The sequence below is a fragment of the uncultured Thioclava sp. genome (assembly GCF_913064665.1).
GTDB classification, from domain to species: domain Bacteria; phylum Pseudomonadota; class Alphaproteobacteria; order Rhodobacterales; family Rhodobacteraceae; genus Thioclava; species Thioclava arctica.
This window is the reverse complement of record NZ_CAJYBT010000006.1, coordinates 43,037-64,674: the sequence shown is the minus strand read 5'-3', so window position 1 is coordinate 64,674 and position 21,638 is coordinate 43,037. Positions and strand designations below refer to the sequence as shown.

The window sequence follows — 21,638 nt, the reverse complement described above, 5'->3', positions numbered from 1 at the left end:
CCTAGCGGCGGCAGCTTTCCAATTGAATCTGATACATCTGGGCGCGTGCGGCGACTCGATTGGCCACGGCCATTAGCCAAGTTTTGGACCGGTGACTGCCGCGCGAAAACCCGCCGCGCCCCTCGTGATAGGCGAGATACTGGTTGCGCGCGTCTGATTTCGAGATCCCAAGCTGTCGTGTCGTGCCATCCATATACCAGCCCATGAAATCGGTGGCATCGAAAATGCGATTGCGCTTGGCACCGTAGCGGCCGTTTTCTTTGCGATACTCTTCCCAGGTCGCATCCAGCGCTTGGCTATAGCCATAGGCGGAGCTTTGACGGCCCAGCGGGATCACCCCAAGCGCAAAGCGATAGGGCGTTTTGGCATTGCCGTCGAACTTGCTTTCCTGATGGATCGTGGCCATTTGCACTGCAACCGGCACGCCCCACCGAGCTTCGGCTCTGCGCATTGCAGAGTAGTATTTGGGTCGCTCGTGAATGATTGCGCAAGCGTCATCAAGGTTGCGCGGGGGTCTCGGCGCACCACCGCAGGCGGCAATCAACAGCACCAAACCAAGGGCGAGAATTTTCTTCATCACTGCTCTTCTTTGCTCTAACGGCTTATTTACAGCTATATTAGGCTGTTTTTCACGTTTCGGAAACCGCAAAGGCGCATTGCTTCGGAAAGACTGTTCGTTTCGCTGGCACAGACTGTTTCCGGCAAAAATGCGGCACAAATGTGGACAGGGTGGGCCTTCACAAATTAGAAACAAAGAAAGAGGGGTCGCAATGCATAGTTCTCAGGCGAAATATCACATCGGTCAGATCGTGCGCCATCGCAAGCATCCCTTTCGGGGTGTCGTGTTTGATGTCGATGCGGTCTTCTCGAATTCGCAGGCTTGGTATGAGTCGATCCCCGAGGATGTGCGCCCCAGTAAAGATCAGCCTTTCTATCATCTGCTCGCGGAGAATGATGAAAGCTTTTACGTCGCCTATGTGTCTGAGCAGAACTTGATCGCGGATCGCACCGGAGAGCCGGTGAGCCACCCCGATCTTCCTGATCTGTTTGGGGATTTCGACAATGGCGCCTATCCCCTCCAGTTTCAGCTGAACTGATTGGCTTAGCCCGCGTTGCGGTCCAGCGTGGGCGCGAGTGGCAAGCGGAACGCCAGAAGATTGCGGTCCTGATCGCGTGAATACCCCAAATCGGTTGCCAGATCGCGGATCAGGAACCAGCCAAAGCCGCCTTCAGGCAGGCTTTCGGGGCTTGGTCTTGCGCTGTTATCCTCGGTTTTGGTCAAACAGGTCATCGGCAAAGGTACGCCATCGTCACTGACCGAACAGCTGAGCCCCTGCGAATCGCGCACCATCGACAGCGTGATCGTGCCCACCCCGGTATCTGCGTAGCTGTGTTCGACGATATTATTCAGCACCTCTGCCAAGATCAGTTCCAATGTGCCCGCCTCATCTGGTTCCATCAGCCGCATAAAACGTGCAAGCGCCGCGCGCAGGGCCGTACGCACGGAAAGCGCACTGGCTGGGAAGCTCATGCAAAAGATACGATGGGTATCCGCAGAGTCGCTATGGGGCCCGGGGCGCAGCCCCATTGACGTCTCAAGCATATTTCCGCCCTTCACTCAGCGCTGAGGTCAGATCGGTATGGATGCGAAACACCGTATCCATCCGGGTCAGGCGAAACACCTTGTCGACATTGCCCGTCAAACCGCACAGTTCAAGCTGGCGATGTGGAGCAAGGGCTTTCATCACCGCAACCACGGCGCCAAGCCCGGAACTGTCGAGAAATTCGATTTTTGACATGTCGAGAATAACCCGGTGCGCGGGTTGCGCGGTCACTTCGCGCATCTGTTCTTTAAAGCGAATCGCAACCGCCGCATCAAGGCGCGGTTCGTCCACACGCACGACCAGCGCGCCATCGCAGGCTTCAGAAAAGAGGTTCATCTATGGCTCCTGCAGCAAGATTTCTGAATGCAGGCTAGACGCCAATGCTTACCATTCGGTATCCGTGGGGCAGAATTTAGGGAGATGAAGATGGAAAACGTGGTGATCTTGGGGGCGGCACGTACCCCGATGGGCGGAATGCAGGGCGTTTTTTCCGATGTAAGCGCCTCAGAGCTGGGCGGTGTGGCGATTGCAGCGGCGCTTGCTGGGGCCGGTGTCGCACCTGCGCGGATCGAAGAACTGCTGATGGGCTGCGTGTTGCCAGCGGGTCAGGGGCAGGCCCCCGCGCGCCAAGCCGGTTTCGCGGCCGGTCTGGGCGAAGGCGTGCCCGCGACCACGCTTAACAAGATGTGCGGCTCGGGGATGAAAGCGGCGATGATTGCCTTTGATCAGGTCGCTTTGGGGCATACCGGGGTGATGGTGGCGGGCGGCATGGAGAGCATGACGAACGCCCCCTATCTGCTACCCAAAATGCGCGGCGGGGCGCGGCTGGGCCATGCGCAGGTGATCGACCACATGTTTCTCGACGGGCTGGAGGACGCCTATGACAAGGGCCGCCTGATGGGCACCTTTGCCGAGGATTGCGCGCAGGCGTTTCAATTCACCCGCGAGGCGCAGGATGACTACGCGCTGGCCTCGCTGTCACGCGCTTTGGAAGCCGAGGCATCCGGCGCTTTCGCAGATGAGATCGCGCCTGTCGCCGTCAAAAGCCGCAAGGGTGAAACGGTCGTAGGAACGGATGAGCAGCCCGCCAATGCCCGCCCCGACAAGATCCCGCAGCTCAAACCCGCCTTCCGCAAGGATGGCACGGTAACAGCCGCGAATTCGTCGTCGATCTCGGATGGGGCGGCGGCGCTGGTGCTGGCCTCGGAAAAGGTTGCGCAGGCTGAGGGGCTGACGATCCGCGCGCGCATCTTGGGTCATTCGAGCCATGCCCAAGCTCCGGCGGATTTCCCGACCGCACCGGTCCCCGCGATTGAGAAGCTGCTGCAAAAGCTGGGCTGGTCGGTCGAGGATGTCGATCTGTGGGAGGTGAACGAGGCCTTTGCTGTGGTCCCGATGGCCTTCATGCACAAGCTGGGCGTGCCGCATGACAAGGTGAACGTGAATGGCGGGGCCTGCGCGCTGGGCCATCCGATCGGGGCCTCGGGGGCGCGCATCATCGTGACGCTGCTCAACGCGCTGGAAAAGCGCGGGCTGAAGCGCGGGATCGCTGCGATCTGCATCGGCGGGGGCGAGGGCACGGCCATCGCGATTGAACGTCCATGAGCGTCGATTATGCCGATCTGGCCAAGCGCATCGCTGCACTAACGGCGGGTGAGAGCGATGAGGTCGCGCTGATGGCGACGCTTGCCTGCGAGATCCATCACAGCGATGACCGTTTCGACTGGACGGGGTTCTACCGGGTGACCGCGCCGGAGTTGCTGAAAATCGGCCCCTATCAGGGTGGGCATGGTTGCCTCGTGATCCCGTTCGCGCGCGGCGTCTGCGGGGCTGCGGCGCGCACCGGCGAGACGCAGCTGGTGCCCGATGTCGAGGCCTTCCCCGGTCATATCGCTTGCGCCAGCTCCACGCGCTCGGAATTGGTGATCCCGGTCTTCGCGACGCGCGGGGTGATCGGGGTGCTCGATATCGACAGCAATCAGCCCGATGCGTTCACGCAAGCGGATGCAGATGCGCTGGAGGCGATCTTGCGCGATGTGTTTGCCCCGCTCTGACTTGACCGCGCGGGCGCTGCGGTGCATCCCCGCGCGATGAGCTATGTCTACGATCCGCCCAAAGAGGCCCCGCGCATTCTGCATGCCGATCACGAGGTTCTCGTGGTCGACAAGCAGGCGGGGCTGCTTTCGGTGCCCGGCAAGGGGCCGGACAAGGCGGATTGCCTGTTGAGCCGGCTGAAGGCGATCCATCCGCAGGTGTTGCTGGTGCATCGTTTGGATACTGACACCTCAGGCGTGATGGTCTATGCGCTGACCCCTCATGCGCAGCGCCATCTGGGTCTGCAATTTGAGAAACGTCAGACCAAGAAGGTCTACCAGGCACGGCTTTGGGGCGAGATGGCGCAAAAGGAAGGCACGGTCGATCTGCCGCTTTGCGTCGATTGGCCCAACCGCCCGCGCCAGCATGTCGATTTTGAGAACGGCCGTGCGGCGCAGACCGATTGGCGAGTGATGCGCCACGAGGACGGCACGACGCGCATCCGTCTGATGCCGCTGACCGGGCGCAGTCACCAGCTGCGCGTGCATATGGCGGAGCTGGGCCACCCGATCTTGGGCGACCCGCTATATGCCGAGGGACCGGCGCGCGACTTCCCCCGCCTGATGCTGCACGCGGAATCCCTGCGCTTTCGTCACCCAGATGGCGGCATGCATATGAGCTTCAACGCCCCCTGTCCGTTCTAAAATCGATACAATCGCGCTCTTTTCCCCGGTCGCGCGGACGGGCATACTCTGGCCAAGTAAAACGCGGAGACCTCCCATGCCCACTTCCCTGCGCCTTGGCGTGAATATCGATCATGTCGCGACGATCCGAAATGCGCGCGGCTCGGCCTATCCCGATCCGCTGCGCGCGGCGCTGACGGCGCAAGAGGCGGGGGCGGATGGCATCACCGCGCATCTGCGCGAAGACCGCCGTCACATTCGCGATGGCGATATTGACGCGCTGATGGCGGGCATCAAAGTGCCGCTGAATTTCGAGATGGCCGCCACCCCCGAAATGCAAACCATCGCGCTGCGCCATATCCCGCACGCCTGCTGCATCGTGCCCGAAAAGCGCGAGGAGGTTACGACTGAGGGTGGCCTTGACGTGGCGGGTGATCTGGCACGCCTGACCGATTATGTTGCACCGCTGGTCGAGGCGGGCATTCGCGTGTCGATGTTCATCGGCCACGATCCTGCGCAAATCGAGGCTTCGGCCAAGATCGGCGCGCAGGTGATCGAATTGCACACCGGTCATTACTGCGACCTGCATCATGCGGGCGATTTTGCGGCGCGCGATGTCGAACTTGAGGCGCTCAAGGCGGGCGCGGCCTATGCCGACAGTCTGGGACTAGAGGTGCATGCGGGTCACGGGCTGACCTATGACACGGTGGCACCGATTGCCGCGATAAAGCAGATCCGCGAGTTGAATATCGGCCATTTCCTGATTGCCGAGGCGATCTTTTCCGGGCTCGGCCCCGCGATCACGCATATGCGCAAGCTGATGGACGCGGCGCGGGGATGAGTCGCACGCGATTTCTCTATCTGAGCTTTGGCTGGCACTGGTTCATGACCTCTGTTTTGATGGCGTTGTTATTCTCGCAACTCTTGAAGCATTTCGGGGTCGTGATGCCTCGGCTTGTCTTTGGGGTCGTTCCGCCGGCGATAGCCTCGATGATTGCAGGCATACGGTTCGCGCGCACTCACGTTGCGATGCCGACATCGCGTGAGGCATGGCATTTTGCTGCGATCGGAACGCTGATCGTCGCCATTCTCTCGGTGCTCCGCAGTCTCGTTTTGAGCGGCTTCTCACCCGCCTTGCGCGCGCAATTTGCGCCCCTGTGGACCCAGCGAGACCCATATTATTTTGCGGTTTTGGGGGCAATTTTTCTGATCGTTCTGGGGGTGGTCCTCGTGATCAATCGCTTGTTCTTTCCGATTGGCGTGCGGATTCACCTAAAGTCGTTATCGGCGGCGGACGATCGGAGCGACTGACCCATGATCCTAGGCATCGGCACCGATTTGGCCAATATCGAGCGGATCGAGCGCACACTTGCGCGCTTTGGCGACCGCTTCCGTAATCGCGTCTTCACCGAGGTCGAACAGCGCAAAGCCGAGCGGCGTCACGATGTTGCTGGCACCTACGCCAAGCGCTGGGCGGCGAAAGAGGCCTGTTCCAAGGCGTTGGGCACCGGGCTGCGTATGGGCATCTCGTGGAAAGATATGGCGGTCACAAATCTGCCAACGGGGCAGCCGGTAATGCACCTGACGGGTTGGGCGGCGGACCGGCTAAAGTCCATGACGCCAGAGGGTTACGAGGCCGTGGTGCATGTCACATTGACCGATGACCACCCTTGGGCGCAGGCCTTTGTGGTGATCGAGGCGCGCAAGCTTTCTTGACTCGGGCGTGAGGCTGGGTAAGGAGGGCGAGAATTCATGAGGGCAGGGCAGATGGCGAAAAAGAAAACCGAGGGCGGCGTCTGGGAAACCGTTAAGACGATCTTCTGGGCATTGCTGATCGCGGGCGTGTTCCGCACGCTGTTCTTTCAGCCGTTCTGGATCCCATCCGGCTCGATGAAAGACACGCTGCTGATCGGCGATTTCCTGTTCGTCAACAAGATGGCCTATGGCTATTCGAAATATTCCTGCCCGTTCTCGGCCTGCCCGATTCCGGGCCGCATCCTTGAGCGCGCGCCCACGCGCGGCGATGTCGTGGTGTTCCGCCATCCGACAAAGGATGTCGATTTCATCAAGCGTCTGATCGGGATGCCCGGCGACACGATTCAGGTCACCGATGGGCTGCTCTATATCAACGGCAAGCCAGTGCAGGAAAAACCCGATGGCGATTTCTCCGAGGTGATGGCCCCGCAAGGTCCGCAGCAGTTGATGCCGCGCTGTAGCAATGCTCCGGTGGGCGAGGGCGATACCTGCATCAAGCACCGCTATATCGAAACGCTGCCCAATGGCGTGAGCCACGAGATTCTCAAGATCACCGATGGTGGCTATGCCAATAACACCCCGGTCTTCACCGTGCCTGAGGGCGAGTATTTCTTCATGGGTGACAACCGCGACAACTCCGAAGATAGCCGGTTCTCGCAATCGGTGGGTGGTGTGGGCTATGTGCCTTTGGCCAATCTGGTCGGGCGCGCGGATCGCATCATGTTTTCCTCGGCGGGCCGCTCGTTGTTCTACTTCTGGACGTGGCGTTCGGATCGCTTCTTCAAGGCGATCAATTGAAGCTGAGCGCGGACATCAAGGCCTTTGAGGGCCGGTTGGGTTATCACTTTACCAAGCCCGAGATCTTGCTACGCGCGCTTACGCATTCGTCGATTTCGACCGCAACCCGGCCCGACAATCAGCGCCTTGAGTTTCTGGGCGACCGGGTGCTGGGGCTGGTCATGTCCGAGGCGCTGTTCTTGGCCGATCGCGCGGCCTCGGAAGGGCAGTTGGCGCCACGTTTTAACGCGCTGGTGCGCAAAGAGACCTGCGCCGATGTCGCGCGACAGATTGATCTGGGGGCGGTGCTCAAACTGGGGCGCTCCGAGATGATGACCGGCGGGCGGCGCAAAGAGGCGCTGCTGGGCGATGCGATGGAGGCGGTGATTGCCGCCGTCTATCTGGATGCCGGGTTTGAAACGGCCCGTGCCTTTATCTTACGGCTTTGGGGGGCGCGTCTGGACTCTGTCGAAGAGGACGCGCGCGATCCCAAGACCTCGCTACAAGAATGGGCGCAGGCCCGCGGTCTGCCCCCCCCGAAATATGAGATCACTGGCCGCGATGGCCCCGATCATGCCCCGAAATTTACGATTGAAGTCCTGTTGGACAATGGCGCGCGCGAAACCGCGCAGGCCAAGTCCAAGCGTCAGGGCGAAATGGCTGCTGCCAAGGCTTTGCTGGCGCGGCTGAAGGAGAGCGAATGACCAACCCGACACGCGCCGGATTCGTGGCCCTCATCGGAGAGCCCAATGCCGGAAAATCCACCCTGCTGAATGCGATGGTGGGGGCCAAGGTCTCGATCGTGACGCATAAGGTGCAGACGACGCGCGCGCGCATCCGTGGCGTTGCGATGCAAGGGCAAAGCCAGATCGTGTTCGTCGACACACCCGGCATCTTCCGCCCGCGCCGCCGTCTGGACCGTGCAATGGTGCAGGCTGCTTGGGGCGGGGCGGCTGACGCCGATGTCGTGGTGCTGCTGATCGAGGCGCATCGCGGTCTGACCGAGGGCGGCAAGGCCATTCTGGAGTCGCTCAAAGAGCGCGAAGGTCTGCGCGTGGCACTTGCGATCAACAAGATCGACAAGGTGAAATCCGAGGCGCTGCTGGGTCTTGCGGCGCAACTCAACGAAAAATTCGAGTTCGCCAAGACCTTCATGATCTCTGCCGAGCGTGGTCATGGCGTGGCGGACCTCAAGGAATGGCTGGCAGGCGAGATGCCCGAGGGGCCGTGGCTGTACCCCAAAGATCAGATCGCCGATTTGCCGCTGCGCATGATCGCCTCGGAAATCACCCGCGAAAAGCTGACACTGCGGTTGCATGAAGAACTGCCTTATCAGCTCACCGTCGAGACCGAGAATTGGGAAGAACGCGAGGATGGCTCGGTGCGCATCGATCAGCTGATCTATGTCGCGCGCGATGGCCATAAGGGCATCATCCTTGGCCATAAGGGCGAGACGATCAAGTCGATCTCCAAGGCGGCGCGGATGGAGATGATCGAATTCCTCGACCGCCCCGTGCATCTGTTCTTGCAGATCAAAGTGCGCCCGAACTGGCTGGACGATGCCGAGCGCTATTCCGAGATGGGTCTCGATTTCAAGGACGGCAACTGAGATGGCGGCGCGGCTCACGACCGATCTGTGGGTGCACGCCTATCTCAAGCGGCTGGAGTTGGCCAATATCCCCGCCTATGTGACCGCGCATGGGCAGCAAAGCTCGGGCGCGGTTCTGGTGAAATGCGCGCGTCTTGACGGCACCGCCCAAAGCTATGAACGGCGGACCGATCTGATGACGGGGGCCAGCGCGTGGATGTTGCTGCACGATGGCCCCGAGGCCGAGGTCGACGCGAGCATCGCCAAACAGCGCGGCTTTGACCCCGACCTCTGGGTGATCGAGATCGAAAGCCGGGATGGGCGCACGTTGCTGGATGAAGACGGGCTTAACGCGTAAGGCGCAGCCACGCCATCGCACGCCCCAGTGCGATTATCACGAGCCCGCCAATCCAGAACGCAATCACAAATTGCGCGCACCAGATCGCCAGCCCGTTCCAGCCAAGCTGCGTGAGATTGAGAAAGAAATACGGGTAAAATCCGGTCTCAAGCCCGCGGATCTCTGCATAGACCAGATAGATCAGCGGCCAAATCAGCCAAAGCGCCGCGTCACGCCATTGCAACGCACGCTTGGGCGCAAAGATCAGCCACCAGATCGGCAGCAAGATCGGCACGGCGGTGTGATACAGGAAATTCTCCAGCCAATCGAGGCCGTGCAAGGGTTCGTCTCCCGCGAGCAGCAGGTGATAGACCGCGCCCACGATGATCATCCACAGCGTGAGGGCCGCCAGTAATGCAGGCGAAAACAAACGTTTGCGCCAGAGCATCACGCCAAACAAAACCCCGACCAATGAGTTGGTCCAGATCGTGAAATAGCGCACCATCAGCCATAAAATCCCCAACGGCACCGAGGCATGGGGATGGGCGGCGAGATTGGTGCTGAAGCTTGCGGCGAAGGCGATTGCTTCACACAGGAAAATCAGCAATGCGAGAGAACGGGAAATACGTGTCATGGGCGCAAGTTAGGGCCAGCCAAGGCCGTTGCACAATTCACGAAGCCGCTTGCGCCGCAACGTCACCCATTCGATAGTCGCACCATGGATTGGCAAGATCACGGCACCATTCTTTCTGCGCGCCCGCATGGTGAAAACTCGATGATCGTCGAGCTGTTCACTGCCGATCACGGCCGTCATGCGGGGGTGGTGCGCGGTGGTGCGTCGCGCAAGATGGTGGGGATATTGCAGCCGGGCAATCGCGTTTCGGCTACGTGGCGGGCGCGGCTCGAAGACCATATGGGCAGCTTCACCATTGAGCCGCTGCAAAGCCGCACCGTGATCTTGTCTGATCGCTTGGCGCTGGCGGGGCTGAATGCGACCTGCGCACTGCTGCGCTTTACCCTGCCCGAGCGCGAGGCGCATATGCGTGTCTTCGCGGCGTCCGAGGCACTGTTTGATCTGTTCGTTGAGGGCGGCAATTGGGCGGCTGATTATCTGCGCTGGGAGATGGGGCTGCTTGAAGAGATGGGCTATGGTCTGGATCTAAGCCAATGCGCGGTGACTGGCACGCGCGATGATCTGGCCTATGTCAGCCCGCGCACCGGGCGCGCCGTTAGTCGTGAGGCGGCGGGCGAATGGGCGCCCAAGCTGCTGCATCTGCCGCTGTTCCTGCTGGGGCAGGGGCCGGCCTCTGGGGCTGAAATTGCACAGGGGTTGCGCCTGACCGGGTTTTTTCTGGGCGAGCGGATGGCCCCCGATCTGGGCAATCGCCCGCTGCCCGAGGCCCGTAACCGATTGGTCGATCTGCTGTCGCGTCAGGGCTGAGCGCGGTCGTCCAACACCAGTTGCAACAGCGCCAGATCCAACCAGCGCCCGAATTTCTTGCCCACTTGCGGCAGCCTCCCGACATGGGCAAACCCAAGCCGCTCATGTAGGCGCACCGACCCGGCATTGGCTGCATCAACCGCCGCGATCATGACGTGGAAACCGCCCTCACGGGCGCGCGCAATCAGCGCCTCCATCATCTGCGCGCCCTTGCCGCCTGCGCGGTGATCGCGATGAACGTAAACCGAATGTTCCACGCTTAGACGGTAGCCGTCATGGGGGCGAAACGGGCCGAAACTGACATAGCCCACCGCCTTGCCACCTGCCTCCCAGACCAGCACCGGATAGCCTGCCGCCTGCCGATCCGCGATCCAGTCACGGCGGTTCTGCGCATCGATCTCGATATCGTTCCAGATCGCGGTCGTGTTGCGCACCGCGTCATTGTAGATTTCAGCGATGGCTTCGGCGTCTTCGGATTTGGCGTCCCGGATCATCTGCGCTCTCCTTGTTCAGGCGCAGAATTGGCGCGCATCACGGCGGCGTGCAAGCCTCATTTCGCGGCGAGGAAACGCGCGGTGCGGATAACGGCCTTATCGGCAGGGGTGAATTTGACGCCCAGATCATCGGTTGCCGCGGCATGGCTGAGATGCATCTTCTTGCCGATCATCGGCAAGATCAGCGCGATCTGGGCATCGAACAAGGCCAAAAGCTTCAGCACGAATTTCGGGGCCAGTCGCTGCGAGATTTTGCGATCGGGGAAATTCGCCTGAAGGGCAGCGGCAAGATCGCGGAAATTGGCGAAACTTTCGGCGCAGATATAGCGCTTGTTGATCGCTTCGGGCGTATCCAGCGCAGCGATATGACATGCCGAGACATCGGCGACATCCACAACTGGCATGTCGAGATCAGGTTGCATCGGGTCGCGCCCCGACAACAGGCGCGCAATCACCGCGACGGAAGATCCGGTGTGCTTATCCATCGGCGTGCCGCAGACGAGGCCGGGATTGATCACGCTCAACTGCATCTCGGGATGGGTTTTGACAAAGTCCCAAGCGGCCCGTTCGGCGAAGATTTTTGAGCGCGTATAGGCGCTGCAGGTCGGGGCCTCGGGGTTGGACCAATCGGCCTCGGTCATCGGGTTCGAGGTCACGCCATGCATCACAGCCTCCATCGAGGAGGTCAGCACAACACGCGTCACACCCGCTTTATGCGCCGCTTTGAGCACGCGCTTGGTGCCCTCAACCGCCGGGCCAATGATCTGGGATTCGTCCTTGGGCTTGCTGAGGGGAAAGGGCGAGGCCGTGTGCATCACGCCGTCCACGCCGCCCATCGCTTCGGCCCAACCGCGATCCGTCATCAGATCGGCCTCGACAAAACTGAGCCGCGCCAAGGCCTCGGGTGGCAAGCCCGCGAGCGCCGCGCGCACCTCTTGGCTGCGCCCAGATTTGCGCAAGGTGCCGCGCACTGTGTCGCCGCGCGCCAGCAGATCATAGGCGATCTTCTTGGCGATAAACCCGGTGATGCCGGTGACGAGGATCGTGCGGGGCATACGGCCCTCCTAATGTGAGCGGTTGTGTTCAAATTGGGGAGGGCGGGGGTGAAGTCAAGCTTGCCCCGACGCGCTGGAGCATCACTTGTGGCGCAGTTGCCACCTATGCAAAAGGCGGCGCCTCAGGGACGCCGCCTTGAGGGTCTGGAACAAACAGCCTTAGCCGAGCAGACGCCGCGCGATGACCTGCGCCTGAATTTCTGCCGCGCCCTCAAAGATATTGAGGATGCGTGCGTCACACAGAATACGCGAGATTTGATATTCCAGCGCGAACCCGTTGCCGCCGTGGATTTGCAGCGCGTTATCGGCAGCCGCCCAAGCGACCCGCGCCCCCAGCAGTTTCGCCATGCCCGCCTCAAGATCGCAGCGATGGCCGTGATCCTTTTCCCATGCCGAGAAATAGGTCAACTGGCGCGCGATCATGGTTTCGACCGCCATCATCGCCAGTTTGGAGGCCACCCGCGGAAACTCGATCAGCGATTTGCCGAATTGCTTGCGATCAATCGCATATTGCATGCCGATTTCCAGCGCTGATTGCGCCACGCCCACGGCGCGCGCGGCGGTCTGGATGCGCGCAGATTCAAACGTCTCCATGAGCTGCTTGAAACCCTTGCCCTCTTCGCCGCCCAGCAGGTTCTCGCCCTTCACGCGAAAGCCGTCAAAGGCCAGCTCGTATTCCTTCATGCCGCGATAGCCCAGCACCTCGATCTCGCCGCCGGTCATGCCGGGCGTGGGGAAGGGGGCGTCATCGGTGCCCGGCGTCTTCTCGGCCAGGAACATCGACAGGCCCTTATAATCGCTGGAATCGGGGTTGGTGCGCGCCAGCAGCGTCATGACATGGGTGCGCGCGGCGTGGGTGATCCACGTCTTGTTGCCGGTCACGACCCAATCTTCACCATCTTTGACTGCACGGGTGCGCAACGATCCAAGATCCGATCCGGTATTGGGTTCGGTGAAGACCGCGGTGCTCAGGATCTCGCCGCTGGCCAGACCGGGCAGCCACTTTTCTTTCTGCTCTTGGGTGCCGCCGCAGATGATCAGCTCTGCCGCGATCTCGGAGCGCGTGCCAAGCGAGCCCACCCCGATATAGCCGCGCGAAAGTTCCTCGGTCACGACGGCCATCGTCGCTTTGGACAGGCCCAGCCCGCCATATTCTTCGGGGATGGTCAGGCCGAACACGCCCAGTTCCGCCAGTTCCTCGATCACCGACATCGGGATCAGCTCGTCCTTGAGGTGCCATTCATGGGCAAAGGGTTTCACCCGGTCCTCGGCGTAACGGTAGAATTGCTCGCGGATCATCTCCAGCTCGTCATCCAGACCGGATTGGCCAAAGATTGAACGGCCTTGAATATCTTGCATCAGCTCGACCAGACGCAAGCGCGCGGCGTTGGAGTTGCCTGAGGCGATCAGCGTGGCGGCAGCGTCGGATGGGGTCCAGCTGATGTCCATATCGGCAAGGCGCACCATCTCGCCCTGGTTCATCTGGATGCCGCCAGCGATCTGAGCGAGATATTCACCAAAGCCGATTTGCAGGATCAACTGTTCGATCTCACCGAACTTGCCCTCATCGGCCAGTCGCTTGGCCCAGCCATGCAACTGTTTGAGCGATTGCTCATAGGTTGTCAGCCATGCCAGTCCGTGGGCCTGATACTGATGCGCCTCAAGCAACGCGCCAGAAATGCGCCCATCCTTGCTGGCTTTCGCGCGCAAAGCTTCGGTCGCCTGCGAGACAAGCGCCGCCAGTTCAGGCAAGGCCGCTTCGCTGCGTGTTAGAAGGTCATCCAGAATGATCGTCATCACTATATCGGCCCCGTCATGCGCCATGAATCGGCTCCCTATTCTGCAGTTGCATAGTGCATAGGTATTTTGCACTCGCAGCGCAATTAAAATACGCGAGAAGCTATGCTCAAGACCTAAAATGTCGCGCCGAGTCTGGATATTTGGCTGGCACGCCCGATCTTTGCGCGATTTTGCCCGTGGGCTGGCTACGCCGACAAAACGCGCTACAAGCAAGCCAAACGGGGGGAAAGAGATGGCAGGACTAGAGACTTGGCAAATCGCCATGGCGCTGGCGGTGACGCTGTTTGCGGGATTCGTCAAAGGTGCGGTCGGATTCGCGATGCCGATGATCATGCTGTCGAGTTTTGCCTCGTTTCTACCGCCCGAGATCGCGCTGGCGCTGCTGATCCTGCCCACTTTGGTGAGCAATCTTATTCAAGCGTTCCGGCAAGGCGTGGGGGCGGCGTGGGGCTCGATCCGGCGCTATCAGATATTTATCGCAATGATTATCGTGTTCATTCCGATCAGTGCGGGCTTTGTGCGCATCATCCCGCAAAACACGATGTATCTGCTGCTGGGAGTGCCGATTGTTGCCTTTGCGATCTGGCAGCTGTCCGGGCGGCCCTTGGTGCTGCCGATGCATCATCGCAAGCTGACCGAGAGTATTTTGGGCATCATCGGCGGGTTATATGGCGGCATTTCAGGCATTTGGGGGCCGCCGCTGATCGTTTATTTGCTGTCTATTCATGCGCCCAAACGCGAAGCGGTGCGTATTCAGGGCGTCGTGTTCATGATCGGCTCGGTGATTTTGACCGGGTCGCATCTGGCGTCTGGCGTGCTGAATGCGCAGACCGTGCCGCTTTCGGCGCTGATGGTGGTGCCTGCTTTGATCGGGATGCGGTTGGGATTTGGCGCGCAGGACCGGCTGGATCCGGTGCTGTTTCGCCGCCTGACGCTGATCTTGCTGGGTCTCGCGGGCGCCAATCTGGTGCGTCGCGCCCTGATGGGCTAGGCGGCGATAGGATTTGGCGGCGATAGGATCAGGCGGCGACTGGGCCGCGCCCGTGACGGCGCGCTGCGGCCAAAGTCGTGGCCTCGTATCCGCTGGCGATCTTGAGCGCGGGTTTGCGATGCAGCGGCAAGCTGCCAGCACGCGCGAGATCGGCCAAAGCGGTTGTCGCGGCCAGCAGAGGTTGGCGCGCAAGCCGCCCGATATGCAGGCTTTCCACCTCGCACCCATCCGCGATCAGCAAATGATGCCCGCCCAGCAAGATCCCTTGCCAGCTAAGCAATCCGGGCCGATCCGGTTGTAGCGCAGTACAGGCATCGACGAGGTGATGTGCCTCGATCAGCACCTTTTCTTCGCCCAGAATATAGTCGACCGAGGGTCCACATAGCGCGATACGATGTTGCGGGAGCAGCCACAGATCCCGAGTTTTGCCGAAGACCGGGGCGCGCAACTGTACCGGGCGCAGATGGCCCAAGGCGGGTAGAGAGATGCGACCAGCCCAGACAACGTCTTGCGGCCCGGCATCGCTTGTCAGCACCTGATCGCCTGCTTTGATATGCGCTGCGGGGCGCGGTCCTTGCGGCGTCTCGATCGGGGTTGCGGGGGCAAAGCACGCGCCCGGTCCCAGCGGATGCAAATGATCGCCCAGCGCCAGCCAGGACACGCGCGGCCCGATCTTGGCGCGACCATCACCCGCAACCAGCGCCAGCGCCTCAGTGCGCGTCAGCGGCAGCGGCGCACGCCCGGAATGTTGGCGCAACGTCCCGTGATCCAGCGCCTTGAGCGTCAGCAGGCTTTCCCGGCCCGGCCCATCCCAGCGCCAGCTCAACCGCATGCGCCCGCCGGTCATGATTTCCTGCTTGGCATCAAGCGAAATCGCATGCACCAGATCGCCGCGCCGCTGCGTCAGCGCGATGCGCCCCTGCGCGTCCAGCCCGAGCGAGAGAAATTCACGCCAGCCAGCGGCGCGGTTTTCCAGATGGATCAGCGGTAGGGGGCCGTTTTCGCCCCGCACCAGCGTGAATTCCAGCATCAACGTGCCTTGCGCCAGCATCGCCGGCAAAACGCGATCATCAAAGCGGTAAGGGCCGCGATGGGCCTCAAAGGCGGCAATCCAACCAGATGTGTGACTCATGCGGCGCGCCTTTGCAGCAAGCTGGCCTCGAAGCTGCGCAGCAGCGGGCGGGCGGGTGCGCCGTAGCCTATGCCGGTGAGCGGATCGAGTTCAGGAAAAAGCGTCAGGATTTCGGCGCTCGGATCGCGCACCAGCACGCGATGCTGGGGCGACACAATCTGATCGCGGGTTGCCCCAAACGTGCCTTTGCGAATGCGGATCGGGGCAAGCTCGGTCTCCGCCGTGCCGGTTTTGGAGCCGCGCCAGACCAGCGGTTGCGCGCCAGCATCCTGTGCCATCTCTATCGCAGTCGCGCTTAGATCATAGGTCAACTCAGCCATTTCTGCCCCCGAACCCCTCGAAGACAGCGCAACACATTTGCGGTCATTGCCGCATTTCGCGGGCCATTTGGCCTCGTTTATTTGGTGTGGGCTTTTGCCCTGCTCGTGTTGCCCTGCCTCGGGCCGTTTATATTTTTCTTTATACTGACAGGTTTTACGGCGATTACGAGGCCCCGGTTTCGCAATGGCGAGCAGCGGTGGCGGTGTTGCAACAGCCATTGCCCGCACCGCGCCTGCGCTTTACTCCTGTGAGCGATATCGAAAGGAGCGCAAATGACCACCGATGCCGTTGCCCTAAGCGCCGATCTGATCCGCTGCCCCTCGGTCACCCCTGATGAGGGCGGGGCGCTGGTGTTGCTGCAATCCCTGCTTACGGGGGCTGGGTTTAGCTGCACGCGCGTGGATCGCAATGGCACGCCCAATTTGTTTGCGCGCTGGGGGGCGAAGGGGGCGGCCAAGACCTTTGGCTTCAACGGCCATACCGATGTCGTGCCGGTTGGCGACGCGCGTGCCTGGAGCCATGACCCGTTTGGTGGCGAGATAAATTCGGGCGTTTTGTGGGGACGTGGGGCGCAAGACATGAAATCGGGCGTGGCCGCCTTTGCCGCCGCTGCGGTGGATTTCGTGCGCGCCACCCCGCCCGACGGCGCGGTGATCTTGGCGATCACCGGCGATGAAGAAGGGCCGGGGCGTGATGGCACCCGCGCATTGCTTGACTGGATGGCCGATCAGGGCGAGGCGATGTCAGTCTGTCTGGTGGGTGAGCCGACCTGCCCCGAGGTGATGGGGCAGATGATGAAAATCGGGCGGCGTGGCTCGATGACATTTTACATCGAGGCCGAGGGGGTGCAGGGCCATGCTGCCTATCCCCATCGCGCGAAAAACCCGCTGCATGCATTGGTCGCTTTGCTTGGGCAGATGGTGGCAGAGCCGCTTGATCCGGGCACGAAACATTTTCAGCCGACAAGTGTGCAGATCACCACGATCGACTGCGCCAACCCGGCCAATAACGTGATCCCGGCGCGGGCCAAGGCGACGGTGAATATCCGCTTCAACGATGCCCATACGGGCGCGTCGCTAATTGCGTGGGCGCATGAACTGGCCCAAGGCATCACGACGCAAACTGGCGTTGATTTTACTCTCAACCCCGATATTTCGGGCGAAAGTTTTGTCACCCCGCCCGGCCCGTTTGTCGATTTGGTTGCGGATGCGGTTCAGGCGGAAACCGGTATGGCGCCGGAACTCTCGACGTCTGGGGGCACTTCGGATGCGCGCTTTGTCAAAGATCATTGCCCGGTCGTGGAATTCGGGCTGGTCGGGGACCGGATGCATCAGGTCGATGAGCGCGTGCCAGTGGACCAAATCGAAACCCTCAAACGGGTCTATGCCCGCGCGCTAAAGGCCTATTTCGCATGATTATCGAGACGGTTGAAGATATCTCTCTGTGCCACGCTTTGCGCCGGGCTGTGTTCATCGAGGAACAGGGCATCAGCGAACCCGATGAATGGGATGATCTGGATGGTGATGCGCTGCATTTGCTGGCGCGTGACGGGGAGACGCCCTTGGGCACCGCGCGGTTGCTGGTTGTCGGGGCAAAAGGCAAGATTGGCCGGCTTTGTGTGGCCAAGCCGATGCGCGGGACTGGCTTGGGCGCTGCTTTGGTGCGCGAGTCCTGTGCGCGGCTCAGCGCGCTGGGCTGCACGCGGGTCTATCTCTCGGCGCAGGTTTCTGCGATCGGGTTTTACGAAGGCTTGGGCTTTGTGGCCTATGGCGCGCCCTATGATGATGCAGGCATTCCCCATCGCGATATGGAAAAGCCGCTTTAAGCTGTGGTTTGGCCACCCCTGCGGGTGGGCGCGGCCGCCAGTTTGGCCGCTGTGATTTTTCCGTATGCGCGTTTTGCGCCAACGCAGTGGCGGCACTGACGTCACAACCAAATCGCCACTATTGATGTGGGGTTTGGTGTTCAGGTGCGTTCGGGAATGATTTGCTGAACGATGCCGACAAGCAGCAAGTAGAATGAGGTGATCACAAGCCCCCAATGCGCCCAGCTTGCCGGATCAAAATTGACCCACGCCGCCCAACCCGCGAAAAAGGTCCAGGCGAGTGCCACGGGCAGGGACACGACGCGCCAACGCTTGGTGCGCACGGGATGGATGAATTTCAACGGCAAGAACATTGCGACTGTCAGAGCCACGACGATGATCAAAATCGTCGTGGGGTGCGGCGAGAGCGCAAACATCACAAGCACCAGCATGTTCCACGCTCCGGGAAAGCCGGAGAAGGATTTATCCTTTGTTTTCATCCGCGTGTCCGAGAAATAGACGACACTGCCATAGGTGATCGCGATGATCGCAAGCCAGCCCGGCCAGCCCGGCAGCAAGCCCGATTTGAACAGGGCGAAGGCCGGAATGAAAACATAGGTCAGATAGTCGACGATCAGATCCATCAGTTCGCCGTCATAAAGCGGGGAGTTGGACTTTACGTCGTAGCGTCGCGCCAAAGGCCCATCAATGCCATCCACGAAAAAGGCGACGACGAGCCACAGGAACATCAGGCTCCATTTTTGGTCGGTTGCGGCCAGCAAAGCCAGCATTGACAGCACCGCGCCGGTGGCTGTGAGCAGGTGAACGCAGAGGGCTTTGATACGAATGTCCATATCTCTTCCTGCCCAAAACCTGCGTGCGACGCAAGCCACCGAACGAACGCCGCCGCCGTTCCCGGCTGGGATCAAGAAAATTCAGGCAGAAGCGCGAGATATTGGTCGTTCGCATTCATCGCACTCAACGATGTGCTGTCGGGGCTGTCATCCTCAATGCTGAGGGCGTTGAACTGCGATTCATAGAGCGTGCTTTCGCGATCATCGCTTTCGCCAGAGGCCTGTTCTGGCGGAGGTCCCGGTGGCGGCAGCGGCAGTGGGCCCGACGGGCGAGATTGCATCTTGCTTTGCGTCTTTGTGGCAATGGCCAGCGGCATGCGCGCGGTTGATGTTGTGAGTGCAGACAGGGCACTACGGGGATGAAATCGTCATGTCCTTTCCCGTTGAACATGCGGACCCGGACCAGGTCCAAGACGTGACAGAAGATCTAAAGCCGTCGAAATAAGCACCCAGGGAAATAGCGGCGTTCAGGCGCGCGGATGAGCCTTGTCATAGACCTCCATCAGGCGCGCGGCATCGACGGCGGTGTAGATCTGCGTGGTTGCAAGGCTGGCATGGCCCAACAATTCCTGAATCGCGCGCAAATCGCCCCCGGCGGCCAGAAGATGGGTGGCAAAGCTGTGGCGCATGGCGTGCGGCGTGGCGGTCGCGGGCAGTCCCAGCGCCATCCGGGCCTGTTCCATCGCACGCGACACCAATCGCGGGTTCAGCGCCCCACCGCGCTTGCCGCGAAACAGCGGCTGGCCGGGTTCGGCGGGATAGGGGCACAGGCGCACATATTCGGCCACCGCATCGCGTGCGGCCCCCAGTATCGGCACCAGTCGTTCCTTGTCGCCCTTGCCACGGATGCGCAGCACGTCGGGCAGGGGGTGCTGCTCGCCGGTCAGCCCAAGCGCCTCGGATATCCGCAATCCACCGCCGTAAAGCAGTGTCAGAACCGCCACATCCCGGGCGGCGATCCACGGGTCTGAGGCTTGCGTATCGACCTGATCGATCATCGCGCGCGCACCGTCTTCAGATAAAGGGCGCGGCAATTTTCGCTGATATTTCGGCGCGCGAGCCAGCAAGACATGGCTGGCATCGAAACCTTCGCGATCTGCCATCCAGCGGGTGAAGCTTTTGACCGAAGATAAGGCTCGCGCCAGCGAGCGCGCCGACAAGCCGCGTCCGCGCTCATGCGCCATCCAAGACCGCATATCGGTCGGACCAAGCGTGGCAAGTCGCGCCGTGCCAAATCCATCGCCATGATGGTTTTGAACGAAGCCCAGAAAGCCTGCGACATCGGCGCGATAGGCCTCGATCGTATTGTCTGCGGCACCGTCGAGCGCGCGCAAATGCGATAGCCATTCGGCCAACGCCGCCCCAAGCCCGGGGGCCAGCATCATTCCAACCAGCGTCGCATCGCGCGCTCAAACACGCCTGCGAAAAATGCTAACAGATCGGTGCCCTGCGAGGGTTTGAACTGATGCGGGTCTTCTGCGCCCATCACCAGCATCCCCGGAAGCCGCCCCTCTCCCAGATCGAGACGCATCAGCGCCTCGGATCGGATCCAGTCGGCGGCCTCGCCATAGATCGCCTCTGATCCCGGAACGGTCTGGCGCAACACCACGCCGCGCGGGGCTCCGCCGCGTCCGGCGCGTAGATATTCCTGCACGAAACCGGGCTCAGCGACGCAAAGCACCTCACCGAGAACTTGCAGCGCAGGGTCATCCTCGTTTTGTTTGCTTTCCAGCACGAGGCGCACGGAATCGACGCGCAAAATCTCGGCCACATCCGAGCGCAAATTCGTCAGGAAGGCCGGGAAATCGATGGGGTCAAGCATGCGCAGCACCGCGCGATGCACCTGATTGGTCCCCGCAAGATTTTCATACGCGGCTGCAATCACCGAACGATGAGTGTCTTCAAGCCGGTCCAGCCGGGCCTCAAGGCGGGCCATCGCCATGCCGCGCAGATCGACGATATTGCCCCCCATCGCCGCCTCATTGGCAGCGACAAGCGCGCGCATCAGATCGCGGTCTTCCAAGATGACATCGGGGTCGGAAATGATTTGTTCGCGGAGGTGCTCCACGAGGGCCGTTTCGGTCATGCCTGTCTCACTGCTCGGGTCGTTGTTCTTTTTGTCAGCATACACGACGCGGCGCGAAATGCAGCGCATAAAATCCCGAGACCGACGCAAAAGGCCCGCCAGTGTGGCGGGCCTGCGCAGCAATGAGTTTGGCGATCAGACGATCTTTTGACCCGTTGCGTCCCAATCCTTGAGGAACTGCGCCAGACCCTTGTCGGTCAGCGGATGGCTCGCCATCGCCTTGATAACATTCGGCGGCGCGGTGATCACATCGGCACCGATGCGGGCCGCGTCGGTGATATGGTTCACCGAGCGGATCGAAGCGGCAAGGATCTCGGTTTTGAAGTCATAGTTGTCGTAGATGACGCGGATATCTTCGATCAGCTGCATGCCGTCGAGGTTGATATCGTCCAGACGTCCGATGAAGGGCGAGATAAACGTCGCACCCGCCTTTGCCGCGATCAGCGCTTGCGCAGCAGAGAAGCACAACGTGACATTGACCATGTGGCCTTCGGATGCGAAAGCCTTACAGGCGGTCAGGCCGTCCCAGGTCAGAGGCACCTTGATCGCGATATTGGGGGCGATCTTGGCGAGCTTATTCCCTTCTTCGATCATCTGCTTCGCCTCGGTGGCGACAACCTCGGCAGAGACCGGGCCTGAAACCATGTCGCAGATCTCTTTGGTGACTTCGAGAATATCACGCCCCGATTTGAGGATCAGCGACGGATTGGTGGTCACGCCATCAACCATGCCCAGATCGTTCAGTTCACGAATCGCGGCGGTGTCGGCGGTATCGACGAAAAATTTCATGGGGTTTCTCCTTGGCGGCAGTTGCGCGGGTGGTAGCGCAAAAGTCGCGCGCGGGAAAGAGTGGAAAGCGCGCGAGGAGAGGGGCGCTGCCCC

The 21,638-nt window shown here is 61.0% G+C and carries 29 protein-coding genes; 15 read left to right on the top strand and 14 right to left on the bottom strand.

Annotated features, from left to right (window positions below):
• Position 1 precedes the first annotated feature (1 nt).
• Positions 2-577 carry a lytic transglycosylase gene (locus QZ571_RS03880; RefSeq protein ID WP_295532053.1) on the bottom strand — a complete coding sequence of 192 codons (576 nt, stop codon included), beginning with the start codon at positions 575-577 and terminating at the stop codon, positions 2-4.
• A gap of 193 nt (positions 578-770) precedes the next feature.
• Here QZ571_RS03880 and hspQ point away from each other — a divergent pair, with 193 nt between their 5' ends.
• Positions 771-1,097 (top strand): heat shock protein HspQ, encoded by a 327-nt coding sequence (hspQ, locus tag QZ571_RS03875; RefSeq protein WP_295532050.1) that lies wholly within the window; start codon positions 771-773, stop codon positions 1,095-1,097.
• Positions 1,098-1,102: 5 nt separating this feature from the next.
• Here the strand turns inward: hspQ and QZ571_RS03870 are convergent, their stop codons facing one another.
• Positions 1,103-1,603: an ATP-binding protein gene (locus QZ571_RS03870; protein ID WP_295532046.1), complete on the bottom strand. Its 501-nt coding sequence runs from the start codon at positions 1,601-1,603 to the stop codon at positions 1,103-1,105.
• On the bottom strand, positions 1,596-1,940 hold the full coding sequence (locus tag QZ571_RS03865) for an STAS domain-containing protein (protein WP_295532043.1): 345 nt from the start codon (positions 1,938-1,940) through the stop codon (positions 1,596-1,598). Before QZ571_RS03865 ends, QZ571_RS03870 begins: the two co-directional genes overlap by 8 nt.
• Positions 1,941-2,030: 90 nt before the next feature.
• Between QZ571_RS03865 and QZ571_RS03860 the strand changes: the two genes are divergently transcribed.
• From QZ571_RS03860 to QZ571_RS03815, 10 genes are all read left to right on the top strand, one after another.
• Complete coding sequence (locus QZ571_RS03860; RefSeq protein ID WP_295532040.1) at positions 2,031-3,209, top strand: acetyl-CoA C-acyltransferase; 1,179 nt, start codon at positions 2,031-2,033, stop codon at positions 3,207-3,209.
• Positions 3,206-3,658, top strand: coding sequence for a GAF domain-containing protein (locus QZ571_RS03855; RefSeq protein WP_295532038.1), 453 nt, complete (start codon positions 3,206-3,208; stop codon positions 3,656-3,658). Before QZ571_RS03860 ends, QZ571_RS03855 begins: the two co-directional genes overlap by 4 nt.
• Positions 3,659-3,694: 36 nt before the next feature.
• A complete protein-coding gene (locus QZ571_RS03850) occupies positions 3,695-4,342 on the top strand; it encodes a pseudouridine synthase (RefSeq protein WP_295532035.1) in 648 nt (215 codons plus the stop codon).
• A gap of 76 nt (positions 4,343-4,418) precedes the next feature.
• Entirely contained in the window at positions 4,419-5,162 is a 744-nt protein-coding gene (locus QZ571_RS03845; protein WP_295532032.1) for a pyridoxine 5'-phosphate synthase, read from the top strand.
• Positions 5,159-5,632 (top strand): ABZJ_00895 family protein, encoded by a 474-nt coding sequence (locus QZ571_RS03840; protein ID WP_295532029.1) that lies wholly within the window; start codon positions 5,159-5,161, stop codon positions 5,630-5,632. Before QZ571_RS03845 ends, QZ571_RS03840 begins: the two co-directional genes overlap by 4 nt.
• A gap of 3 nt (positions 5,633-5,635) precedes the next feature.
• A complete protein-coding gene (gene acpS / locus QZ571_RS03835) occupies positions 5,636-6,037 on the top strand; it encodes a holo-ACP synthase (protein WP_295532025.1) in 402 nt (133 codons plus the stop codon).
• Between the two features lie 51 nt (positions 6,038-6,088).
• Positions 6,089-6,874 (top strand): signal peptidase I, encoded by a 786-nt coding sequence (lepB, locus tag QZ571_RS03830; protein ID WP_295532022.1) that lies wholly within the window; start codon positions 6,089-6,091, stop codon positions 6,872-6,874.
• Entirely contained in the window at positions 6,871-7,557 is a 687-nt protein-coding gene (gene rnc / locus QZ571_RS03825) for a ribonuclease III (protein WP_295532019.1), read from the top strand. The genes lepB and rnc overlap by 4 nt, the downstream gene beginning before the upstream one ends.
• A complete protein-coding gene (gene era, locus QZ571_RS03820; protein ID WP_295532014.1) occupies positions 7,554-8,462 on the top strand; it encodes a GTPase Era in 909 nt (302 codons plus the stop codon). The genes rnc and era overlap by 4 nt, the downstream gene beginning before the upstream one ends.
• A 1-nt stretch (position 8,463) precedes the next feature.
• Entirely contained in the window at positions 8,464-8,799 is a 336-nt protein-coding gene (locus QZ571_RS03815; RefSeq protein ID WP_295532011.1) for a DUF1491 family protein, read from the top strand.
• Here the strand turns inward: QZ571_RS03815 and QZ571_RS03810 are convergent.
• Positions 8,789-9,412, bottom strand: a complete 624-nt coding sequence (locus QZ571_RS03810) for a Pr6Pr family membrane protein (protein WP_295532008.1) — start codon at positions 9,410-9,412, stop codon at positions 8,789-8,791. The two genes, QZ571_RS03815 and QZ571_RS03810, sit on opposite strands and share 11 nt — an antisense overlap.
• An 84-nt stretch (positions 9,413-9,496) precedes the next feature.
• Here QZ571_RS03810 and recO point away from each other — a divergent pair, with 84 nt between their 5' ends.
• The gene (gene recO / locus QZ571_RS03805) at positions 9,497-10,219 is read left to right on the top strand and encodes a DNA repair protein RecO (protein ID WP_295532005.1); all 723 of its coding nucleotides are present in this window, start codon (positions 9,497-9,499) and stop codon (positions 10,217-10,219) included.
• On the opposite strand, the gene QZ571_RS03800 is transcribed toward recO, so the two are convergent.
• The 3 genes from QZ571_RS03800 to QZ571_RS03790 form a co-directional block, all read right to left on the bottom strand.
• On the bottom strand, positions 10,210-10,713 hold the full coding sequence (locus QZ571_RS03800) for a GNAT family N-acetyltransferase (protein WP_295532003.1): 504 nt from the start codon (positions 10,711-10,713) through the stop codon (positions 10,210-10,212). The genes recO and QZ571_RS03800 overlap by 10 nt on opposite strands.
• Positions 10,714-10,769: 56 nt before the next feature.
• On the bottom strand, positions 10,770-11,768 hold the full coding sequence (locus QZ571_RS03795; protein ID WP_295532000.1) for an NAD-dependent epimerase/dehydratase family protein: 999 nt from the start codon (positions 11,766-11,768) through the stop codon (positions 10,770-10,772).
• Between the two features lie 159 nt (positions 11,769-11,927).
• Complete coding sequence (locus QZ571_RS03790) at positions 11,928-13,592, bottom strand: acyl-CoA dehydrogenase family protein (protein ID WP_295531997.1); 1,665 nt, start codon at positions 13,590-13,592, stop codon at positions 11,928-11,930.
• 208 nt (positions 13,593-13,800) lie between these two features.
• On the opposite strand from QZ571_RS03790, the gene QZ571_RS03785 reads away from it, so the two are divergent.
• The gene (locus QZ571_RS03785; RefSeq protein ID WP_295531994.1) at positions 13,801-14,559 is read left to right on the top strand and encodes a sulfite exporter TauE/SafE family protein; all 759 of its coding nucleotides are present in this window, start codon (positions 13,801-13,803) and stop codon (positions 14,557-14,559) included.
• A 28-nt stretch (positions 14,560-14,587) separates the two neighbouring features.
• Here the strand turns inward: QZ571_RS03785 and QZ571_RS03780 are convergent, their stop codons facing one another.
• Both QZ571_RS03780 and QZ571_RS03775 read right to left on the bottom strand, forming a co-directional pair.
• Entirely contained in the window at positions 14,588-15,691 is a 1,104-nt protein-coding gene (locus tag QZ571_RS03780; protein ID WP_295531991.1) for a Hint domain-containing protein, read from the bottom strand.
• A complete protein-coding gene (locus QZ571_RS03775; protein WP_295531988.1) occupies positions 15,688-16,011 on the bottom strand; it encodes a Hint domain-containing protein in 324 nt (107 codons plus the stop codon). The genes QZ571_RS03780 and QZ571_RS03775 overlap by 4 nt, the downstream gene beginning before the upstream one ends.
• A gap of 273 nt (positions 16,012-16,284) precedes the next feature.
• Here QZ571_RS03775 and dapE point away from each other — a divergent pair, with 273 nt between their 5' ends.
• Both dapE and QZ571_RS03765 read left to right on the top strand, forming a co-directional pair.
• A complete protein-coding gene (dapE, locus tag QZ571_RS03770; protein WP_295531985.1) occupies positions 16,285-17,427 on the top strand; it encodes a succinyl-diaminopimelate desuccinylase in 1,143 nt (380 codons plus the stop codon).
• On the top strand, positions 17,424-17,837 hold the full coding sequence (locus QZ571_RS03765) for a GNAT family N-acetyltransferase (protein WP_295531982.1): 414 nt from the start codon (positions 17,424-17,426) through the stop codon (positions 17,835-17,837). The genes dapE and QZ571_RS03765 overlap by 4 nt, the downstream gene beginning before the upstream one ends.
• 140 nt (positions 17,838-17,977) lie before the next feature.
• Here the strand turns inward: QZ571_RS03765 and QZ571_RS03760 are convergent, their stop codons facing one another.
• The 5 genes from QZ571_RS03760 to fsa form a co-directional block, all read right to left on the bottom strand.
• On the bottom strand, positions 17,978-18,670 hold the full coding sequence (locus tag QZ571_RS03760) for a CDP-alcohol phosphatidyltransferase family protein (RefSeq protein ID WP_295531979.1): 693 nt from the start codon (positions 18,668-18,670) through the stop codon (positions 17,978-17,980).
• Between the two features lie 71 nt (positions 18,671-18,741).
• Positions 18,742-18,951 carry a hypothetical protein gene (locus QZ571_RS03755; RefSeq protein WP_295531977.1) on the bottom strand — a complete coding sequence of 70 codons (210 nt, stop codon included), beginning with the start codon at positions 18,949-18,951 and terminating at the stop codon, positions 18,742-18,744.
• A gap of 186 nt (positions 18,952-19,137) precedes the next feature.
• Positions 19,138-20,052 (bottom strand): tyrosine recombinase XerC, encoded by a 915-nt coding sequence (locus QZ571_RS03750; RefSeq protein WP_295532187.1) that lies wholly within the window; start codon positions 20,050-20,052, stop codon positions 19,138-19,140.
• A complete protein-coding gene (locus tag QZ571_RS03745; RefSeq protein ID WP_295531974.1) occupies positions 20,052-20,756 on the bottom strand; it encodes a DUF484 family protein in 705 nt (234 codons plus the stop codon). Before QZ571_RS03745 ends, QZ571_RS03750 begins: the two co-directional genes overlap by 1 nt.
• Positions 20,757-20,891: 135 nt before the next feature.
• Positions 20,892-21,545: a fructose-6-phosphate aldolase gene (gene fsa, locus QZ571_RS03740; RefSeq protein ID WP_295531971.1), complete on the bottom strand. Its 654-nt coding sequence runs from the start codon at positions 21,543-21,545 to the stop codon at positions 20,892-20,894.
• Positions 21,546-21,638 lie beyond the last annotated feature (93 nt).

What these genes read in the sequence shown, in the direction of transcription:
- QZ571_RS03880 (WP_295532053.1), bottom strand. Translation starts at nt 577, where the DNA reads ATGAAGAAAATTCTCGCCCTTGGTTTGGTGCTGTTGATTGCCGCCTGC.
- hspQ (WP_295532050.1), top strand. Translation starts at nt 771, where the DNA reads ATGCATAGTTCTCAGGCGAAATATCACATCGGTCAGATCGTGCGCCAT.
- QZ571_RS03870 (WP_295532046.1), bottom strand. Translation starts at nt 1,603, where the DNA reads ATGCTTGAGACGTCAATGGGGCTGCGCCCCGGGCCCCATAGCGACTCT.
- QZ571_RS03865 (WP_295532043.1), bottom strand. Translation starts at nt 1,940, where the DNA reads ATGAACCTCTTTTCTGAAGCCTGCGATGGCGCGCTGGTCGTGCGTGTG.
- QZ571_RS03860 (WP_295532040.1), top strand. Translation starts at nt 2,031, where the DNA reads ATGGAAAACGTGGTGATCTTGGGGGCGGCACGTACCCCGATGGGCGGA.
- QZ571_RS03855 (WP_295532038.1), top strand. Translation starts at nt 3,206, where the DNA reads ATGAGCGTCGATTATGCCGATCTGGCCAAGCGCATCGCTGCACTAACG.
- QZ571_RS03850 (WP_295532035.1), top strand. Translation starts at nt 3,695, where the DNA reads ATGAGCTATGTCTACGATCCGCCCAAAGAGGCCCCGCGCATTCTGCAT.
- QZ571_RS03845 (WP_295532032.1), top strand. Translation starts at nt 4,419, where the DNA reads ATGCCCACTTCCCTGCGCCTTGGCGTGAATATCGATCATGTCGCGACG.
- QZ571_RS03840 (WP_295532029.1), top strand. Translation starts at nt 5,159, where the DNA reads ATGAGTCGCACGCGATTTCTCTATCTGAGCTTTGGCTGGCACTGGTTC.
- acpS (WP_295532025.1), top strand. Translation starts at nt 5,636, where the DNA reads ATGATCCTAGGCATCGGCACCGATTTGGCCAATATCGAGCGGATCGAG.
- lepB (WP_295532022.1), top strand. Translation starts at nt 6,089, where the DNA reads ATGGCGAAAAAGAAAACCGAGGGCGGCGTCTGGGAAACCGTTAAGACG.
- era (WP_295532014.1), top strand. Translation starts at nt 7,554, where the DNA reads ATGACCAACCCGACACGCGCCGGATTCGTGGCCCTCATCGGAGAGCCC.
- QZ571_RS03815 (WP_295532011.1), top strand. Translation starts at nt 8,464, where the DNA reads ATGGCGGCGCGGCTCACGACCGATCTGTGGGTGCACGCCTATCTCAAG.
- QZ571_RS03810 (WP_295532008.1), bottom strand. Translation starts at nt 9,412, where the DNA reads ATGACACGTATTTCCCGTTCTCTCGCATTGCTGATTTTCCTGTGTGAA.
- recO (WP_295532005.1), top strand. Translation starts at nt 9,497, where the DNA reads ATGGATTGGCAAGATCACGGCACCATTCTTTCTGCGCGCCCGCATGGT.
- QZ571_RS03800 (WP_295532003.1), bottom strand. Translation starts at nt 10,713, where the DNA reads ATGATCCGGGACGCCAAATCCGAAGACGCCGAAGCCATCGCTGAAATC.
- QZ571_RS03795 (WP_295532000.1), bottom strand. Translation starts at nt 11,768, where the DNA reads ATGCCCCGCACGATCCTCGTCACCGGCATCACCGGGTTTATCGCCAAG.
- QZ571_RS03790 (WP_295531997.1), bottom strand. Translation starts at nt 13,592, where the DNA reads ATGGCGCATGACGGGGCCGATATAGTGATGACGATCATTCTGGATGAC.
- QZ571_RS03785 (WP_295531994.1), top strand. Translation starts at nt 13,801, where the DNA reads ATGGCAGGACTAGAGACTTGGCAAATCGCCATGGCGCTGGCGGTGACG.
- QZ571_RS03780 (WP_295531991.1), bottom strand. Translation starts at nt 15,691, where the DNA reads ATGAGTCACACATCTGGTTGGATTGCCGCCTTTGAGGCCCATCGCGGC.
- QZ571_RS03775 (WP_295531988.1), bottom strand. Translation starts at nt 16,011, where the DNA reads ATGGCTGAGTTGACCTATGATCTAAGCGCGACTGCGATAGAGATGGCA.
- dapE (WP_295531985.1), top strand. Translation starts at nt 16,285, where the DNA reads ATGACCACCGATGCCGTTGCCCTAAGCGCCGATCTGATCCGCTGCCCC.
- QZ571_RS03765 (WP_295531982.1), top strand. Translation starts at nt 17,424, where the DNA reads ATGATTATCGAGACGGTTGAAGATATCTCTCTGTGCCACGCTTTGCGC.
- QZ571_RS03760 (WP_295531979.1), bottom strand. Translation starts at nt 18,670, where the DNA reads ATGGACATTCGTATCAAAGCCCTCTGCGTTCACCTGCTCACAGCCACC.
- QZ571_RS03755 (WP_295531977.1), bottom strand. Translation starts at nt 18,951, where the DNA reads ATGCAATCTCGCCCGTCGGGCCCACTGCCGCTGCCGCCACCGGGACCT.
- QZ571_RS03750 (WP_295532187.1), bottom strand. Translation starts at nt 20,052, where the DNA reads ATGCTGGCCCCCGGGCTTGGGGCGGCGTTGGCCGAATGGCTATCGCAT.
- QZ571_RS03745 (WP_295531974.1), bottom strand. Translation starts at nt 20,756, where the DNA reads ATGACCGAAACGGCCCTCGTGGAGCACCTCCGCGAACAAATCATTTCC.
- fsa (WP_295531971.1), bottom strand. Translation starts at nt 21,545, where the DNA reads ATGAAATTTTTCGTCGATACCGCCGACACCGCCGCGATTCGTGAACTG.